This is a genomic window from Stenotrophomonas sp. 89682_Sma (assembly GCF_056481405.1).
Map to the genome: position 1 here is coordinate 3,922,443 of NZ_CM151147.1, position 16,427 is coordinate 3,938,869.

13 protein-coding genes are annotated in these 16,427 nt (G+C 67.0%); 8 read left to right on the plus strand and 5 right to left on the minus strand.

Translation table 11 applies throughout. The annotated features are described in order from the left end of the window. Positions 1-48 precede the first annotated feature (48 nt). The 3 genes from leuC to leuB are packed head-to-tail and all read left to right on the plus strand — an operon-like array spanning position 49 to position 3,096. Positions 49-1,467, plus strand: coding sequence for a 3-isopropylmalate dehydratase large subunit (gene leuC, locus ACZK29_RS18125; RefSeq protein WP_111204135.1), 1,419 nt, complete (start codon positions 49-51; stop codon positions 1,465-1,467). Next, positions 1,467-2,045, plus strand: coding sequence for a 3-isopropylmalate dehydratase small subunit (gene leuD / locus ACZK29_RS18130; RefSeq protein ID WP_164147207.1), 579 nt, complete (start codon positions 1,467-1,469; stop codon positions 2,043-2,045). Before leuC ends, leuD begins: the two co-directional genes overlap by 1 nt. Further along, a complete protein-coding gene (gene leuB, locus ACZK29_RS18135) occupies positions 2,035-3,096 on the plus strand; it encodes a 3-isopropylmalate dehydrogenase (RefSeq protein ID WP_164147202.1) in 1,062 nt (353 codons plus the stop codon). The genes leuD and leuB overlap by 11 nt, the downstream gene beginning before the upstream one ends. Before the next feature lie 166 nt (positions 3,097-3,262). Here the strand turns inward: leuB and ACZK29_RS18140 are convergent, their stop codons facing one another. Continuing rightward, positions 3,263-4,036: an SDR family oxidoreductase gene (locus tag ACZK29_RS18140; protein WP_164147201.1), complete on the minus strand. Its 774-nt coding sequence runs from the start codon at positions 4,034-4,036 to the stop codon at positions 3,263-3,265. A gap of 117 nt (positions 4,037-4,153) precedes the next feature. On the opposite strand from ACZK29_RS18140, the gene ACZK29_RS18145 reads away from it, so the two are divergent. Next, positions 4,154-5,059: a LysR family transcriptional regulator gene (locus ACZK29_RS18145; RefSeq protein ID WP_478446328.1), complete on the plus strand. Its 906-nt coding sequence runs from the start codon at positions 4,154-4,156 to the stop codon at positions 5,057-5,059. A gap of 201 nt (positions 5,060-5,260) precedes the next feature. Here ACZK29_RS18145 and ACZK29_RS18150 read toward each other — a convergent pair whose 3' ends face one another. Next, positions 5,261-8,422: an efflux RND transporter permease subunit gene (locus tag ACZK29_RS18150; protein WP_111204131.1), complete on the minus strand. Its 3,162-nt coding sequence runs from the start codon at positions 8,420-8,422 to the stop codon at positions 5,261-5,263. Between the two features lie 4 nt (positions 8,423-8,426). Then, positions 8,427-9,557 (minus strand): efflux RND transporter periplasmic adaptor subunit, encoded by a 1,131-nt coding sequence (locus tag ACZK29_RS18155; RefSeq protein WP_106550763.1) that lies wholly within the window; start codon positions 9,555-9,557, stop codon positions 8,427-8,429. Positions 9,558-9,674: 117 nt separating this feature from the next. Between ACZK29_RS18155 and ACZK29_RS18160 the strand changes: the two genes are divergently transcribed. From ACZK29_RS18160 to ACZK29_RS18170, 3 genes are all read left to right on the plus strand, one after another. Further along, positions 9,675-10,355, plus strand: coding sequence for a TetR/AcrR family transcriptional regulator (locus ACZK29_RS18160; RefSeq protein WP_049429069.1), 681 nt, complete (start codon positions 9,675-9,677; stop codon positions 10,353-10,355). A gap of 136 nt (positions 10,356-10,491) precedes the next feature. After that, positions 10,492-11,139, plus strand: a complete 648-nt coding sequence (locus ACZK29_RS18165; protein ID WP_053499081.1) for a protein-L-isoaspartate O-methyltransferase family protein — start codon at positions 10,492-10,494, stop codon at positions 11,137-11,139. 16 nt (positions 11,140-11,155) lie between these two features. Then, positions 11,156-12,514, plus strand: coding sequence for a TolC family outer membrane protein (locus ACZK29_RS18170; RefSeq protein WP_005410961.1), 1,359 nt, complete (start codon positions 11,156-11,158; stop codon positions 12,512-12,514). 87 nt (positions 12,515-12,601) lie between these two features. Here ACZK29_RS18170 and ACZK29_RS18175 read toward each other — a convergent pair whose 3' ends face one another. Further along, complete coding sequence (locus ACZK29_RS18175) at positions 12,602-13,822, minus strand: amino acid transporter (RefSeq protein ID WP_478447098.1); 1,221 nt, start codon at positions 13,820-13,822, stop codon at positions 12,602-12,604. Positions 13,823-14,038: 216 nt separating this feature from the next. Next, positions 14,039-15,337, minus strand: a complete 1,299-nt coding sequence (gene waaA, locus ACZK29_RS18180; RefSeq protein ID WP_478446329.1) for a lipid IV(A) 3-deoxy-D-manno-octulosonic acid transferase — start codon at positions 15,335-15,337, stop codon at positions 14,039-14,041. A 60-nt stretch (positions 15,338-15,397) separates the two neighbouring features. On the opposite strand from waaA, the gene ACZK29_RS18185 reads away from it, so the two are divergent. Next, positions 15,398-16,315 carry an LpxL/LpxP family Kdo(2)-lipid IV(A) lauroyl/palmitoleoyl acyltransferase gene (locus tag ACZK29_RS18185; protein WP_111204128.1) on the plus strand — a complete coding sequence of 306 codons (918 nt, stop codon included), beginning with the start codon at positions 15,398-15,400 and terminating at the stop codon, positions 16,313-16,315. Positions 16,316-16,427 lie beyond the last annotated feature (112 nt).

The following is a 16,427-nucleotide window of genomic DNA, read 5'->3' on the forward strand; positions in this document are numbered from 1 at the left end:
GCTATCTTTCCTGATGTCCGCATCTTCGTACTTCTGCCAGGCACACGCATGACTTCCGCACCCCGCACCCTGTACGACAAACTGTGGGACGCCCACGTGGTGGTTCCCGAATCCGACAGCGCGCCCGCCGTGCTGTACATCGACCTGCACCTGATCCACGAGGTCACCTCGCCGCAGGCCTTCACCGAACTGCGCGAACGCGGCCTGTCGCCGCGCCGGCCGGACCGCACCAAGGCGACGATGGACCACTCCACGCCGACCCTGCCGGCCGCCGCCGACGGCACGCTGCCCTATGCCAGCGCCGCCTCCGAGGCACAGGTCGCCACGCTGGCACGCAACTGCGCCGAACACGGCATCGAGCTGTTCGACATGGCGTCGGACAACCGCGGCATCGTCCACGTGATCGCGCCGGAGCAGGGCTTCACCCAGCCGGGCATGACCATCGTCTGCGGCGACAGTCACACCTCCACCCATGGTGCCTTCGGTTCGCTGGCCTTCGGCATCGGCACCAGCGAAGTCGGCCACGTGCTGGCCACGCAGTGCCTGCTGCAGCGCAAGGCGAAGACCTTTGCCATCACCGTCGATGGCCCGCTGGCGCCGGGCGTCGGCGCCAAGGACGTGGTGCTGCACATCATCGGCGTGATCGGCGTCAACGGTGGCACCGGCCACGTCATCGAGTTCCGTGGCAGCACCATCGAAGCGATGGATATGGAACAGCGCATGACCCTGTGCAACATGTCGATCGAGGCCGGCGCGCGTGCCGGCATGGTCGCCCCGGACCAGGTCACCTTCGACTTCGTGGCCAATACCCCGCGTGGCCCCAAAGGTGCCGAGTTCGACGCCGCCGTCGCACGCTGGCAGAAGCTGCGCAGCGATGAAGGCGCACGCTTCGACAGCGAAGTACGCATCGACGCCGCCGACATCCGCCCGACCCTGACCTGGGGCACGCATCCGGGTACCGCCATCGCGGTGGATGCGCCGATTCCGGCGGCCAACGATGCCGCCGCACAGAAGGGCCTGGACTACATGCATTTCCAGGCCGGCAAGGCGCTGGCCGGCACGCCGGTGGACGTGGTGTTCGTCGGTTCGTGCACCAATGGCCGCCTGAGCGACATGCGCGAAGTCGCGCAGGTGCTGCGCGGCCGCCGCGTCGCCGACCGGGTGCGCATGCTGGTGGTGCCGGGCTCGGAGATCGTCAAGCGCGAGGCCGAGGCCGAAGGCATCCATGAGATCGTGCGCGCGGCCGGTGCCGAGTGGCGCGAGCCGGGCTGCTCGATGTGCATCGCCATGAACGGCGATCTGGTCGCTCCCGGCCAGTTGGCCGTGAGCACCAGCAACCGCAACTTCGAAGGCCGCCAGGGTCCCGGCTCGCGCACGCTGCTGGCCTCGCCGATGAGTGCGGCCTGGGCCGCGGTGAACGGGCACGTCGCCGATACCCGCGAACTGTTCGCACAGGAGGTGGCATGATGGCCGGTTTCCGTACCCTGACCTCGGCCAGCGTGGTGCTGCGCCAGACCAACATCGACACCGACCAGATCATCCCGGCGCGGTTCCTGTCCACTACCGAGCGCGCCGGCCTGGGCCACAACGCGTTCAACGACTGGCGCTGGCAGGCCGACGGCTCCCCGGTGGCCGACTTCGCCTTCAACCAGCCACACAACGCAGGCCGCAGCATCCTGCTGGCCGGCCGCAACTTCGGCTGCGGTTCTTCGCGCGAGCATGCGCCGTGGGCGCTGACCGACCTGGGCCTGCGTGCCATCGTCAGCAGCGAGATCGCTGATATCTTCCGCGGCAACTCGCTGAAGAACGGCCTGCTGCCGATCGTGCTGGGCGAGGCCGACGTGCAGGCGCTGATGCAGCGCCCGGACGATGAGCTGACCATCGACGTGGCTGCGCGCGAGCTGCGCACCCCCGATGGCCGCGTGTATTCCTTCCCGCTGGATGGCTTCTCGCAGACCTGCCTGCTGGAAGGTGTCGACCAGTTGGGGTATCTGTTGGGCCGTGTCCCTGAAATCGAACGTTACGAGAGTGAGCATGCACGCTGAAATTGTTGTCCTGCCCGGTGATGGCATCGGCCCGGAAGTGGCCGCCGCCGCGGTTGCCGTCCTGAAGTCCGTCGCCGAACGCTTCAACCACACCTTCACCTTCAGCGAGCACGATATCGGTGGCATTGCCATCGACCGCCACGGCGAACCGCTGCCTGCATCGACGCTGGCTGCCTGCCAGGCCGCCAACGCCGTGCTGCTGGGCGCGGTTGGCGGCCCGAAGTGGTCCGACCCCAATGCCAAGGTGCGCCCGGAACAGGGCCTGCTGGCGATCCGCAAGGCGCTGGGCCTGTATGCCAACCTGCGCCCGGTGCGCACCCATGAAGCCGCACTGCATGCCTCGCCGATCAAGGCCGAGCTGCTGCAGGGCGTGGACTTCGTGGTGGTGCGCGAACTGACCGGCGGCATCTACTTCGGCGACAAGACCCGCGACGCCGACAGCGCCAGCGACCTGTGCCGCTACACCGTGGCCGAGATCGAGCGCGTGTTGCGCAGTGCCTTCCGCCTGGCCCAGCAGCGCCACGGCAAGGTCACCTCGGTGGACAAGGCCAACGTACTGGAGACCTCGCGCCTGTGGCGTGACGTGGCCGCGCGCATCGGCCGGGAGGAATTCCCGGACATTGCACTGGAGCACCAGCTGGTCGATTCGATGGCCATGCACCTGCTGGCCAAGCCGCGCGAGTACGACGTGATCGTGACCGAGAACATGTTCGGCGACATCCTCACCGACGAAGCTTCGATGCTGGCCGGTTCGCTGGGCCTGCTGCCCTCGGCCTCGCTGGGCGAGCCGGGTGCCGTCGGCATCTACGAACCGATCCATGGCTCGGCCCCGGACATCGCCGGCAAGGGCATCGCCAACCCCTACGCAACGATCTTCAGCGCGGCGATGCTGCTGCGCCATTCGCTGGGGTTGGAAGTCGAAGCGGCCGCGGTGGAAGCCGCCGTGCATGCGGTGCTGGATGATGGTGTGTTCACCGCCGACCTGGCCGCCAAGGGCCAGGCAGTGAGCACGGCAGCCGCCACCGACGCGGCGCTGGCCAGACTCAACTGATCCGGTAGCGCCACGCCATGCGTGGCGGCCTTTCCTTCGGACATTGCGCGCAGCCACCCATGGGGTGGCTCTACTGTAGATCCACGCCATGCGTGGATGCAGCCATCCGTGCCAACCAAGGTTGGCACCCACCACCGCAGCAGATCCACGCCATGCGTGGCTTTGCTCACTTGGTGGTGTACCCACCATTGACCAGAATCGTCTGCCCGGTCATCCACCAGCCATCGGTCACCAGGAAGCGGATCCACGGCACGATATCGGCGATGTCGGTCAGGCCGGTGCGGGTGAATGCCGACAGCGCCGCCGCGGTCTTGTGATACGCCTGCGCATCGGCACTCTCGGCCGGGTAGAAGAACGGCGTGTCCATCGGACCGGGGCCGATCGCGGTCACCGAGATGCCGCGCTCACCGAACTCCTTCGACGCCGCGCGGGTGAAGTGCTCGACCGGCGCCTTGGTTCCGGCGTAGCTGGAATAGAACGGCGTGTAGGCACCCAGCAGCGAGGTCACCAGGGTGCAGATGCGACCACCGTCGTTGACGTGGCGACCGGCTTCCTTGAGGAAGAAGAACGCCGCCTTGGCGTTGACCGCGCTCATCTCCTCGTACTCTGCCTCGCTGATTTCCAGCAGCGGCTTCTTCAGCACCTTGCCAACCGTGTTGATGGCAATGTCAGGGCGACCAACCGCTGCCACGGCATCGGCGAACAGGCGCTCCATCGCTGCCGCCGACGTCAGGTCGCCCTGCAGGGCAACGGCTTTGCTGCCGGCGGCCTGCACCGCAGCGACGGTGGCTTCGGCGTCGGCGTGGGTGGCGGCACTGTTGTAGTGAACCACGATGGCCCTGGCACCTTGCGCGGCGAAGTCGCGGGCGATCAGCCCACCCAGGTTCTTGGCGCCACCGGCGATCAGCACGGTCTTGCCTTTGAGGGAATGGTCGGTCATGGCTTCGATCTCGGGAGGGGGCTGCCCGGGGTGGCAACCCTGCCCTGACGACGATATCGTGCAGAAAATGCGGATAAAGCCCGCCACATTGACTTAACTTTCCAGAGCCAGCGAACAATGGACCGGATCGATCGCTTCCGCATCTTCACCCGGGTGGTGGAGTGCGCCAGCTTCACCCGCGCCGCCGACCAGCTCGGCCTGCCCCGCTCCACCGTCTCTGCCGCCATCGCCGAACTGGAGCAGCGTCTCGGCACCCGCCTGCTTCAGCGCTCGACCCGTCGCGTCTCCACCACCCACGATGGCGACGTGTTCCATGCGCGCTGCCTGCGCCTGATCGCCGAAGTCGAAGACGCCGAAACCCTTTTCCGGCAGGACGACGCGCAGCCGATGGGCCTGCTGAAGATCGACGTGCCCAGCCGCATCGGCCGCCGCATCATCGCCCCTTCCCTTCCGGATTTCTTCGCGCGCCATCCGCAGGTGGAAGTGGATCTGGGCATGACCGACCGCGCGGTGAACCTGATCGAAGACGGTTGCGATGCGGTGTTGCGTGTCGGCCAGCTGGGCGATTCCAGTCTGGTGGCGCGCACGCTTGGCCAGCTCGACTTCGTCAACGTCGCCGCGCCGGCGTACCTGCGTGAACACGGCATGCCGCAGCAGCCTGCCGACCTGCAGCAGCACCGTGCAGTGAACTACGCCTCGCCGACTACGGCACGGGTGGAACCGTGGGAGTGGCAGGAGGGCGCGCAGCTGCGCACATTGCCGATGCCCGGTTGGGTGCGGGTGAACAGTGCAGAAGCATCGATCGCGTGCTGCGTGGCCGGCCTGGGGTTGCTGCAGATTCCGCGTTACGACGTGCAGGCGGAACTGCAATCCGGCGAACTGGTGGAAGTGATGCCGCAGTACGTGGCGCAGCCGTTGCCGGTGACCCTGCTTCAGCCGCATCGGCAACACCGCGCGCAACGAGTGCAGGTATTCATCGAATGGCTGCTGCCGGTGCTGCGGACCGGACTGCAACTGCACTAGATCCACGCCATGCGTGGATGCTTCTGTAGAGTCGAGCCATGCTCGACTCATCCCATCATCGCGCGAAGAGCAGCCGAGCATGGCTCGGCTCTACAGAAAGCAGATCCCGCGAGCAGATCAATCCGGGCCATGCGTGGATGCAAGCCGCAGTGCCAACCAAGTTGGCACCTGCCAGAGGCGGTGGCCGTAGAACCCGGGGCGTCATGCCCCGGATTCGTCCGGCTTCACCCGGAACCACGCTGCGTACAGCGCCGGCAGGAACACCAGGGTCAGCACCGTGCCCACGATCAGGCCACCCATGATCGAGATCGCCATCGAGCCATAGAACGCGCTGCGCGACAGCGGAATCATCGCCAGCACGGCCGCCAGCGCGGTCAGAACGATCGGGCGGAAGCGGCGCACCGTAGCGTCGATGATCGAATGCCAACGGTCATGCCCGGCATCGATGTCCTGCTGGATCTGGTCGATCAGGATCACCGAGTTGCGCATGATCATGCCGGCCAGTGCGATCGTGCCCAGCAGTGCCACGAAGCCGAACGGCGCGCGGAACAGCAGCAGGAACAACGTCGCACCGATGATGCCCAGCGGCGCGGTCACCAGCACCATCGCCGCGCGCGAGAAGCTGCGCAGCTGCAGCATCAGCAGCGTGGCCACCACCACCAGGAACAGCGGCATGCCGGCCTTGATCGAGTTCTGGCCACGTGCCGAATCCTCCACGGTACCGCCGGTTTCCAGCAGGTAGCCGCTGGGCAGCTCGGCACGGATGCCGTCCAGCGTTGGCAGGATCTGGTGCACCACATCCAACGGCTGCATGCCATCGCTGATGTCGGCGCGCACGGTCACCGTCGGCAGGCGGTTGCGGTGCCAGATGATGCCGTCCTCGAAGCCGTACTCCATCGTCGCCACCTGCGACAGCGTGATGCTGCCGCCGTTGGCAGTCGGCATCGACAGGCTCGACAGCAGCTCCAGCTGGTTGCGCTCATCGGCCGGGCCACGCAGCAGCATCTCGATCTGGCGGTTGCCTTCGCGGTAAACGCTCACCGATTGCCCGGCCAGCGAACTGGACAGGAACTGGCTGACCTGGGCACTGCTCACGCCCAGCGCGCGGGCACGCTCCTGGTCGATCACCAGCCGCACCACCTTGCTCGGCTCGCTCCAGTCCAGGTTGACGTTCATCACGTGCGGGTTCTCACGCACCTTGGCCTCGACCTGGCGCGCGATCGCCTGCACCTTCTCGATGTGCTCGCCGGAAATGCGCATCTGCACCGGGTAACCGACCGGCGGGCCGTTCTCCAGGCGGGTCACGCGCATCTGCACATCCGGGAACTTCGGGATCACCTCGTGCAGCAGCCAGTCGCGGGTGCTTTCGCGCGATTTGATGTCCTTGGCCAGCACCACGAACTGGGCGAAGTTGGTGGCTGGCAGCTGCTGGTCCAGCGGCAGGTAGAAGCGCGGCGAACCGGTGCCCACGTAGGACACATAGTTGGCGATGCCCTCGCGGCTGGACAGCAGTTTCTCCAGCTTCTCGGCCTGGGCCTGAGTCGAGCGCAGCGAGGCGCCCTCGGCCAGCTCGATGTCCACCATCAGCTCCGGCCGGGTCGAATCCGGGAAGAACTGCTGCGGCACGAAGCGGAACAGCATCAGCGAACCGATGAACAACGCGATGGTCGCGGCGATCACCCACCAGCGCCGGCGCAGGCAGGTGTCCAGGAAGCGACGGAAGCTGCGATAGAACGGGCGCTGGTACGGATCATGGTCATGCCCGTGCTGCGGCGGCGCGATCAGGTTGGCCAGCGCCGGGTAGCGGTCGGCCCACTGCTGGCGCTTGGCATGCCAGCGCGCGGACAGGCTGCCCGGCTTCGGCGGCTGCGGATTGAACAGGTCCGGCAGCATCTTGTCGCCCAGGTACGGGATGAACAGCACCGCCGCGATCCACGACACTACCAGCGCGATGGTCACCACCTGGAACAGCGAGCGGGTGTACTCACCGGTGCTCGAGGCGGCCGTAGCGATCGGCAGGAAGCCGGCCGCGGTGATCAGGGTACCGGTCAGCATCGGGAACGCGGTCGACTCCCAGGCGAAGCTGGCTGCGCGCAGGCGGTCGTAGCCCTGCTCCATCTTGGTGGCCATCATCTCCACCGCGATGATCGCGTCGTCCACCAGCAGGCCCAGCGCCAGCACCAGCGCGCCCAGCGAGATCTTGTGCAGGCCGATGTCGAAGTAATGCATGACGAAGAAGGTCATCGCCAGCACCAGCGGAATGGTCACGCCCACCACCAGGCCGGTGCGCAGGCCCAGCGAGAAGAAGCTGACCAGCAGCACGATCACCACCGCCTCGGTCAGTACCTGCACGAACTCGCCGACCGACTCTTCCACCGACTGCGGCTGGTCGGACACCTTGCGCAGCTGCATGCCCGCCGGCAGGGTCTTCTGCAGGCGCTCGAACTCGGCATCCAGGTTGGCGCCGAGCTTGAGGATGTCACCGCCATCCTTCATCGCCACCGCCAGGCCGATCGCCTCTTCACCCATGAAGCGCATCTTCGGCGACGCGGGATCGGCGAAGCCACGCTTGACCTCGGCGATGTCGCCCAGGTGCACGGTGCGGTCACCGGCGCGGATCGGGAACTGGCGGATCGCTTCGATGTCGTTGAACTGGCCGGTCACGCGCAGCTGCACGCGATCGGTGGCGGTCTCGAAGAAGCTGGTGCCGGTCACCGCATTCTGGTCGGCCAGTGCCTGCTGCACCTGCTGCATCGACACGCCCAGCGTGGCCAGCCGGGTGTTGGACAGCTCGATCCACACCTTCTCGTCCTGCAGGCCGACCAGGTCGATCTTGCCGACGTCGGGCACGCGCTGCAGTTCCAGCTGGATGCGGTCGGCGTAGTCACGCATCACGGCGTAGTCGAAGCCCTTGCCGGTCAGCGCGTAGATGTTGCCGTAGGTGTCGCCGAACTCGTCGTTGAAGAATGGGCCGACGATCTCGCGCGGCAGCGTCGCGCGGATATCGCCCACGCGCTTGCGCACCTGGTACCACAGATCCGGAATCTGCCTGGAGCGCAGGCTGTCACGGGCCATGAAGATCACCTGCGATTCGCCCGGGCGCGAGTACGAGCGGATGAACTCGTACTCGCCGGTGTTCATCAGCGCCTTCTCGATCGGCTCGGTCACCTGCCGCGAGACCTGCTCGGCGGTTGCGCCCGGCCACAGCGTGCGCACCACCATCGCCTTGAAGGTGAACGGCGGGTCTTCGGACTGGCCCAGATGCTTGTACGACCATGCGCCGATCAGGGCGAAGGCGAGCATCGCGAACAGCACCAGCGGGCGATTGGCCAGCGCCCACTCGGAAAGATTGAAGCGGCGCACCGGCTTACTCCTTGGCCTTGGCGGCAGCGGGCGGCGCGGCCGGCTTCAGCACCGGGCGGTTCTGCCGGTCCACCGCAATCACCGGCTGGCCGGCGCGCAGCAGGTGGCCACCGGCGGCGACCACCCAGTCACCGGCACCGACGCCCGACAGCACAGGCACCGATTCGCTGCCATAGGCTCCGGTGGTGACCGGCGCGGCCTTCAGCGTGCTGTTGGCCGGATCGACCACCCACACGCTGGCGGCACCGTTGGCACCGCGCTGCAGCGCGCCCAGCGGCAGCTGCAGGGTGCCGTGGCGACCGGCACTGCTGTAGACGCGTGCGCTCTGGCCCAGTTCGACATCGGCCAGCGCATCGGCGGCCAGGCTGACGCGGGTGGCATAGGTGCGTGCCTGCGGATCGGCGGCGGCGGCGATCTCGCGGATCGTGCCCGGCAGGCGCTGGCCCGGGCGGTTCCACAGTTCCACCTCGACCGGCTGGCCGACCGCATAGTCGCGGATGGTGGCTTCGGGCAGGTCGATCAGCACTTCGCGGCCACCATCGGCGGCCAGGTTGAAGATGGTCTGCCCGGCGGACACCACCTGCCCGGCTTCGGCCTCGCGGCTGGCGATCACGCCGTCAGCCGGTGCGCGCAGCTGTGCGTAGTCGGCCTGGTTGCGCAGCACATCAAGGTTGGCACGAGCGGCATTGGCCTGGCCCTGCGCAGCTTTGAACGCCGCGGACTGCTGGTCCAGCTGCGAGCGGCTGACCAGTTGCTGGTCGGCCAGCACCTGGTAGCGCTTGAGATCGTCACGGGCACGCACCAGGTCGGCTTCCGCCGCCGCCAGCTGGGCCTGCGAGGCACGCGCCTGCAGCGCGAAGTCGGCCACGTCCAGTTCGGCCAGCACGTCGCCCTTCTTCACCCGCTGGCCGGCATCGACATGGCGCTTGACCAGGTTGCCGCCGACGCGGAACGACAGCGGGCTTTCCTGGCGGGCACGCACCGTGCCCGGGAACGCCGCCGGCGCCTGTCCGGCCTGTTCGCCGGGGTGAACCACCAGTACCGGCACGGCCGCCTGCGGCGCCTGTTCCTGTCCCGAACAGGCTGCCAGCGCAGCCACCCACACCATACCGCCCATCCAGCGCACGATCTTCATCGGTCAACGTCCTGAAAACGCAGGGTTGCAACAAGGGGGAGCCGCGACTGCCGGCCCAATTTAATAAACCGGCCGGTATAGTATAAATATCGAACCGCTTGGTCTAGTATTGTTGCGATGAGTTCTTCCACTTCCCGCAAGCCGTCGGCCAAGCCTGCTGCCAAGGCCGCCGGACCCGGGCGCCCCAAGGATCTGGGCAAGCGCGCGGCGATCCTTGAAGCAGCCAAGGTACTGTTCATCGAACAGGGCTATACCGGCGTGAGCATGGACGCCATTGCCGCCCAGGCCGGCGTCTCGAAGCTGACCGTGTACAGCCACTTCGGCGACAAGGAAACCCTGTTTTCCGAGGCCGTGCAGTCCAAGTGCATTGAAATGCTGCCCGATGCCCTGTTCGTGGCCGACGCGGACGGCCCGCTGCGCGACCAGCTGATCGGCATCGGCCTGGCCTTCTTCGAGCTGATCACCTCCGATGCGGCGATCTCGATCCAGCGCATGATGATGGCGCCGGAGACCGATGAACGCCTGCGCGAGTTGTTCTGGCAGGCCGGTCCGGAACGCACCTGCGAGGCCCTGGCCGACTTCCTGCGCGCCCGCGGCGAACGCGGTGAGCTGGCGATCCCCGACTACTACCTGGCCGGCCAGCAGTTCCTGACTTTGGTAAAGGGCGAAGTGCACATGCATATGATGTGCGGCATGCCACTGTCACCGGTGGAGTGCGACCCTCTTGCCCATGTGACCGCCAGCATCGACTTCTTCCTGCGCGCCTATGCGCCGCGAGGGGCCGCGACGGCTGAATAACCAAAACTGAACGAACCGGAGGTCGCGATGACTTCCGGCACTGCGACCCCGGCCACCCGGCAGCTGATGCTCTGGGCGCGCCGCCGGCCTCCGGCACCGGTAAAATGGCCGGCCCACTGCGCTGGATTTGAACCTCATGACGATTGATTACGCCCACGCCCGCGAACTGATGGTGGAACAGCAGATCCGTCCCTGGGACGTGCTGGACATCAAGGTGCTCGACGTCCTGGCCCGCCTGCCGCGCGAGGCCTTTGTCGCCGATGCACACCGGGCGCTGGCCTACGCCGATGTCGAACTGCCGATCGGCCATGGCCAGAAGATGATGAAGCCGGTCATCGAGGGCCGTACCCTGCAGGCACTGGATCTGCAGCCGGGTGACGAAGTGCTGGAAATCGGCACCGGCAGCGGCTTCCTGTCCGCCTGCATCGGCGCGCTCGCACGCGACGTGCTGAGCCTGGAGATCGACCCGGAGCTGGCCGCCGCCGCGCGTGCCCGCCTGGACGCCTCCGGCCTGGGCACCAACGTCCGCGTGGAAGTGGCCGACGCCCTGTCCTGGCAGACCGAACGCCGCTTTGACGTGATCTGTGTCACTGGTGCCGTCGACGTGGTGCCGTCACAGTTCGCCTCGTGGCTGCGTCCGGGTGGTCGCCTGTTCGTGATCCACGGCCGCTCGCCGGCGATGGAGGCCCTGCTGGTCAAGGCCGACGGCGGCACCGAGTCCCTGTTCGAGACCGATATCGATTACCTGCGTGGTGCCGCCCCGGCACCCCAGTTCCACCTCTGAGTCCAAGGAAGCCGCAATGATCCGCCGATCCCTCGCTGTTGCGCTGGCCACTGCTCTGCTGCCGTTGTCCGCCCATGCCGCCGACCTGCTGCAGGTCTACGAGATGGCGCGCAACGGCGATCCGCAGCTGTCCGCCGCCGAATCGACCCGGCTGGTCGACAAGGAAGGCGCCGTGCAGGCACGCGCCGCCCTGCTGCCGCAGATCAACGGCCAGGCCACGCTGAACCGCACGCGCAGCGAGCCGAACGCCGACATCAACTCCGGCTCGTTCACCAACAAGCGCCGCAATTACACGATCGATGGCAGCCAGACGCTGTTCAACTGGACCCAGATCAACAACCTGCGTTCGCAGCGTGAGCTGAGCAAGGCGGCGGACTTCACCCTCGAATCTGCCAACGACAGCCTGATCGTGCGCACCTCGGCGGCCTACTTCAACGTGCTGGTGGCGATCGAATCGCTGAACGCCGCACAGACCAATGAAGCGGCTGCGAAGAAGCAGTTCGACTTCGCCGACAAGCGCCTGGAAGTGGGCCTGGCGCCGATCACCGACGTGCACGAAGCACGCGCCCAGTACGACCAGGCGCGTGCCAACACCATCGTTGCGCAGAACACCCTGGCCGATAACTACCAGGCCCTGACCGAACTGACCGGCCAGCCGGTGGTCAACCTGCGCGGCCTGCCGGCCGACTTCCGTCCGGAAGTGCCGGCCAACCGTGGCAACATCGATGAGCTGGTGCACCAGGCCACCACCCAGAATCCGGCGCTGAAGGCGCAGGAACTGAAGGTGAGCGCCGCCGAAGCCGGCGTGCAGGCCGCGCGTGGTGGCCACTACCCGACCCTGTCGCTGGGCGGCAGCTGGGGCAAGACCGCGACCTGGGGCGACAGCACCGGCTCCGGCTCGCTGTCCCCCGACGCCCGCACCAACAGCATCGGCCTGACCCTGAACGTGCCGATCTTCGCCGGCGGCGCTACCCAGTCCGGCGTGCGCCAGGCGCTGGCCCAGCGTGACATTGCCCAGGACGGCTACGAGCAGCAGAAGCGTGCCCTGGACCGCAACACCCGCAATGCCTACCAGACCCTGGTACAGGGCATCAGCGAAGTGGAAGCCCGCCGCCTGGCGGTGGTCTCGGCACAGAGCGCGTACGACGCCTCGCAGGTCGGCCTGGAAGTCGGTACCCGTACCGTGCTGGACGTGATCCAGAACCAGCGCATCCTGTTCTCGGCGCAGCTGGACTACGCCCAGGCCCGTTACACCTTCCTGCAGAACCGCCTGCTGCTGAGCCAGTCGCTGGGTGCGCTGGACGTGGCCGAGCTGCAGGACGTCAACCGCCTGCTGACCCAGGACGCGGGCAACCCGGCAACCACCACGCATTGAGTCGTCAGCCTGCCGGTCACGAAGAAGCCACCCGCGAGGGTGGCTTTTTTGTTGGTCGCGCGGACGGAAGCATGCACCCACCGACCGTCAGCCGGGCCAGACCCGCATCCGCTCGACTGCGGCCAGCAGACACAGTGCGATGGCGACGGGAGCCAGCACCGGCAGGGCGCGTGACCGCGGTGCCCGTCCACGCAGCACCGCCAGGCACACGGCCCCCATCACCAACAGGGTTGCCGGGCCAGGCAATACCGGCAGGCTGCCCGTTGGCGCCCACAACGCCAGCAATGCCGCCGACAGGACGACGGCGACCGGCACCAGCCTCTCCCGGAATTCCAGGGATTCGCCACCTGCCGTCGGCCACAGCTGTATCGCCAGCCGCGCAGCCAACATCAGCAGCACCAGAACGAGCGCCCCCAACCCGGCCACTCCTGCCAACGGCAGCAAGGGCATCATCCAGTACAGCTGCGGGTGATGCTGCAGGGCCACCGACAAAGGCCGCGTGCTGGCCAAGGACGGAAATTCGACCAGGCCAGCCTGCAACGCGGCCAGTACGATCAGCAGCACCATGGCCAGCAGCACGCACGCCAGCAGCAGCCGCGGCCGTGTCCTCGCCTGCCTGCCAATGCCTGGGAATCCCAGCGCCAGGCCAACGGTGGCGAACACACCGGACAGCGGCACGCTCGCCGCCAGTACACCGCCGATCCCGAAGCGATAGGGTGCCGTTGCCGGCGGCAGCCATGGAATCCAGTACGCGTAGTGCACATGGCGGGCTGCCAGCACCAGCAACAGCAGGCCGACGCCGATCTTCACCGTCAGCAGCATGCAGGCAACCAGCACCACACGGTGTGGCCGCAGCAATCCGACCACTGCAAGCAGCAGCAGGCTGGCAGCAGCCATCAGTGGGTCCGGCATCCCGTTGCTGGTCTCGATTCCACAACCGGCCAGCAGCGCATGCAGATGGCTGGCGATGGACTGTGCCACGCCAGCGGCAGTCACCACCAGTTCCAGCAGCAGCGAGCCGCCGAGCAGAACGGCCGGCACGCTTCCCAGGCGGTCCCGCAACACGCCATTCAAGCCGTCGGCAGCGGGCCATTGCTGGTTCAGGACGTACAGGCAGTACAGCAGCGGACCCGTGCCCAGCGCGGCCAGCAGCAGGCTCAGGACGATGGCCGGGCCTGTCTGGGCTGCGGTGTGTTGGCCGACCAGCGCGACCACGCCGCCTCCCAGCAGCAAGGTCAGTGCCACCACCACAAGGCGATCGCCGTACCCGGGCTCATCAATGCCGTCGGGGCTGCTGTCGCTGTCCATCGCAAGTTCCCTTGATATCCGCCCAAGCGCGGTCGACAGCAGACTGACAGCCTGTGCGGGGAGGCGGTATCGGAATACGCGCCCTGCGCACCACGATGTGACGGCAGGCACGTTGGCAAGGAAGCTCCCGGTCCCGCTACGACAGGTTCCCGGTCGCTAAGCAGAGTTGACGCGGTCTTTCACGACAGTCGCGTCGCGCGCGCCGGCCCTTCGAACTCAGCGGCAAGGTGGCGGCAGGTGCGGCCCGACCAGCGCCAGCGTACGCTGCAGGGCACCGCGTCCATTGCTGATCAGCGTGCAGCCTGCCCGCGCCATGTCCTCGCGTGCCTGCGGGTCTTCGAGCAGGTGCTGCAGCAGTTCGCCGACCGCCTGCACGTCTTCGCCGATCAACAGCGCGCCGGCCTCGCGCATCCGCCGGGAAATCTCCGAGAAGTTGTGCAGGTGCGGGCCTGTCACCGCAGCGGTGCCCATCGCCGCCGGCTCAAGCAGGTTGTGGCCACCGATCGGCTGCAGGCTGCCACCGACAAACGCCACCTGCGCGCAGGCATAGAACGGCATCAGTTCGCCAAGGGTATCGATGACGAACACATCGGTTTCAACCTCCGGCCACTGCTTCGCGCGCCGGGTTGCCACGTTCCAGCCCTGCTCCCGCGCCAGTGCCTCCACCTTCGGGAAACGCTCGGGATGCCGCGGTGCCCACAGCAACAGCAGGTCGGGGTGCTGCTGGCGCAGGCGCCGGTGCAGATCGATCACCGCCTGTTCTTCACCATCGTGGGTACTGGCGGCGATCCACACCGGCCGCCGGGCCGGCACGCAGGCATGGAACTGCTCGACGAAGCCCTGCACGTCCGGCGTGGTGATGTCGAACTTCAGGTTGCCCAGCGCCTGCACCTGCTCCGGCGCAGCGCCCAGCTGCACGAAACGCTCGGCATCGTCCTGCGACTGCGCGGCCACGCAGGTGACCGTGCGCAGCGCGCGGCGGATCAACGCCGCCAGCAGCCGGTAGCCCCGCAGCGATCGTGCTGACAGGCGCGCGTTGAGGATGTAGACCGGAATGCCACGGTCACGGCAGCCGAACAGCATGTTCGGCCACAGTTCGGTTTCCAGGATCAGCGCCAGGCTGGGCTGGAAGTGGCCGAGGAAGCGGTTGACGCTGCCGGGCACGTCATACGGCAGGTAGACGTGGTCCAGTGCATCGCCCCACAGCGCACGCACGCGCTCGGAGCCGGTCGGGGTGATGGTGGTGATGACCCAGCGGATGTCCGGGCGCTCCTTGCGCAGCGCGTTCACCAGCGGCGCAGCGGCATTGACTTCGCCCACCGAGACCGCGTGCAGCCAGACCCGCGGTTGCCCGGTGGGCTGCGGATAGGAGGCATAGCGCTCGTCCCAGCGCCGGAAGTACTCACGGACCCGGAAGCCGCGCCAGACCAGGTGGTACACGGTGATCGGCAGCAGGATGTAGAGCACGACCGAGTACAGGCCGCGCAGGATCCATTCGACAGGGTCTTTACGCATGCGGCAAGGATACGGGAGCCCCCCGGGAAAGACACGCGGCCGCCTTGGTAGAATGGGCCAATGTCCGATGCCACCACCGCCGTCCGCCCGTCGCTGCGCGATCCCCGCAACTGGCCGATGTTCGCCGCCATGCTGGGCGCCTTCGCCATCGCCCGCCTGCCTTGGATGCTGCAGCGTGCGCTGGGCCGGGGCGTCGGCTGGATCAGCTGGCGCCTTCTGGGCAGCCGTCGCCGCGCCGCCGAGGTCAACCTGCGGCTGTGCTTCCCCGAGAAGGACGAGGCCTGGCGCCAGCGCCTGGTGCGCGACAGCTTCGATGCCCTGGGCGTAGGTGTGTTCGAGTGCATCCGCGCCTGGTGGGGCAGCATCGACAGCATCCGCCCGCAGGTGCAGATCGAAGGACTGGAACATCTGCGGCAGATGCAGGCGGAAGGTCGTGGCGTGCTGCTGGTGTCCGGCCACTTCATGACCCTGGAAATGTGCGGGCGCCTGCTGTGCGACTACGTTGATCTTTCTGGCATGTACCGCAAGCACAAGAATCCGGTGTACGAGTGGGCGGTGAAGTTCGGCCGCCTGCGCTATGCCAAGGCAATGTTCGCCAATGAGGACATCCGCGCTACCGTGCGCCACCTGAAAAAGGGGGGCTTCCTCTGGTATGCGCCGGACCAGGACATGCGCGGCAAGGACACCGTGTTCGTACCGTTCTTCGGCCATACCGCCTCGACCATCACCGCTACCCACCAGCTGGCGCGGATGACCGGCTGCGCGGTGATCCCGTATTTCCATCGCCGCGAAGGCGGGAAGTACTTCCTGAAGATCGGCGCGCCGCTGGAGAATTTCCCCAGCGAGGACGTGGAAGCCGATACCACGCGGGTCAACCAGGCCATCGAAGAGATGGTGCGCGAGGCGCCCGACCAGTACCTGTGGATCCATCGCCGATTCAAGCGGCAGCCGGGTGGCCGGAGCGATTTCTACAAGTAACGCGGGGTCGGGTTGGCTCTATTCACGCATGGCGTGGATCTACCGGCGCGGATGGATTCATCCACGCATGGCGTGGATCTACCGGGCGTTCTGAAGTAGATCCACGCCATGC

Coding starts and splice junctions, on each gene's coding strand:
- leuC (WP_111204135.1), top strand. CDS start 49: ATGACTTCCGCACCCCGCACCCTGTACGACAAACTGTGGGACGCCCAC.
- leuD (WP_164147207.1), top strand. CDS start 1,467: ATGGCCGGTTTCCGTACCCTGACCTCGGCCAGCGTGGTGCTGCGCCAG.
- leuB (WP_164147202.1), top strand. CDS start 2,035: ATGCACGCTGAAATTGTTGTCCTGCCCGGTGATGGCATCGGCCCGGAA.
- ACZK29_RS18140 (WP_164147201.1), bottom strand. CDS start 4,036: ATGACCGACCATTCCCTCAAAGGCAAGACCGTGCTGATCGCCGGTGGC.
- ACZK29_RS18145 (WP_478446328.1), top strand. CDS start 4,154: ATGGACCGGATCGATCGCTTCCGCATCTTCACCCGGGTGGTGGAGTGC.
- ACZK29_RS18155 (WP_106550763.1), bottom strand. CDS start 9,557: ATGAAGATCGTGCGCTGGATGGGCGGTATGGTGTGGGTGGCTGCGCTG.
- ACZK29_RS18160 (WP_049429069.1), top strand. CDS start 9,675: ATGAGTTCTTCCACTTCCCGCAAGCCGTCGGCCAAGCCTGCTGCCAAG.
- ACZK29_RS18165 (WP_053499081.1), top strand. CDS start 10,492: ATGACGATTGATTACGCCCACGCCCGCGAACTGATGGTGGAACAGCAG.
- ACZK29_RS18170 (WP_005410961.1), top strand. CDS start 11,156: ATGATCCGCCGATCCCTCGCTGTTGCGCTGGCCACTGCTCTGCTGCCG.
- ACZK29_RS18175 (WP_478447098.1), bottom strand. CDS start 13,822: ATGGACAGCGACAGCAGCCCCGACGGCATTGATGAGCCCGGGTACGGC.
- waaA (WP_478446329.1), bottom strand. CDS start 15,337: ATGCGTAAAGACCCTGTCGAATGGATCCTGCGCGGCCTGTACTCGGTC.
- ACZK29_RS18185 (WP_111204128.1), top strand. CDS start 15,398: ATGTCCGATGCCACCACCGCCGTCCGCCCGTCGCTGCGCGATCCCCGC.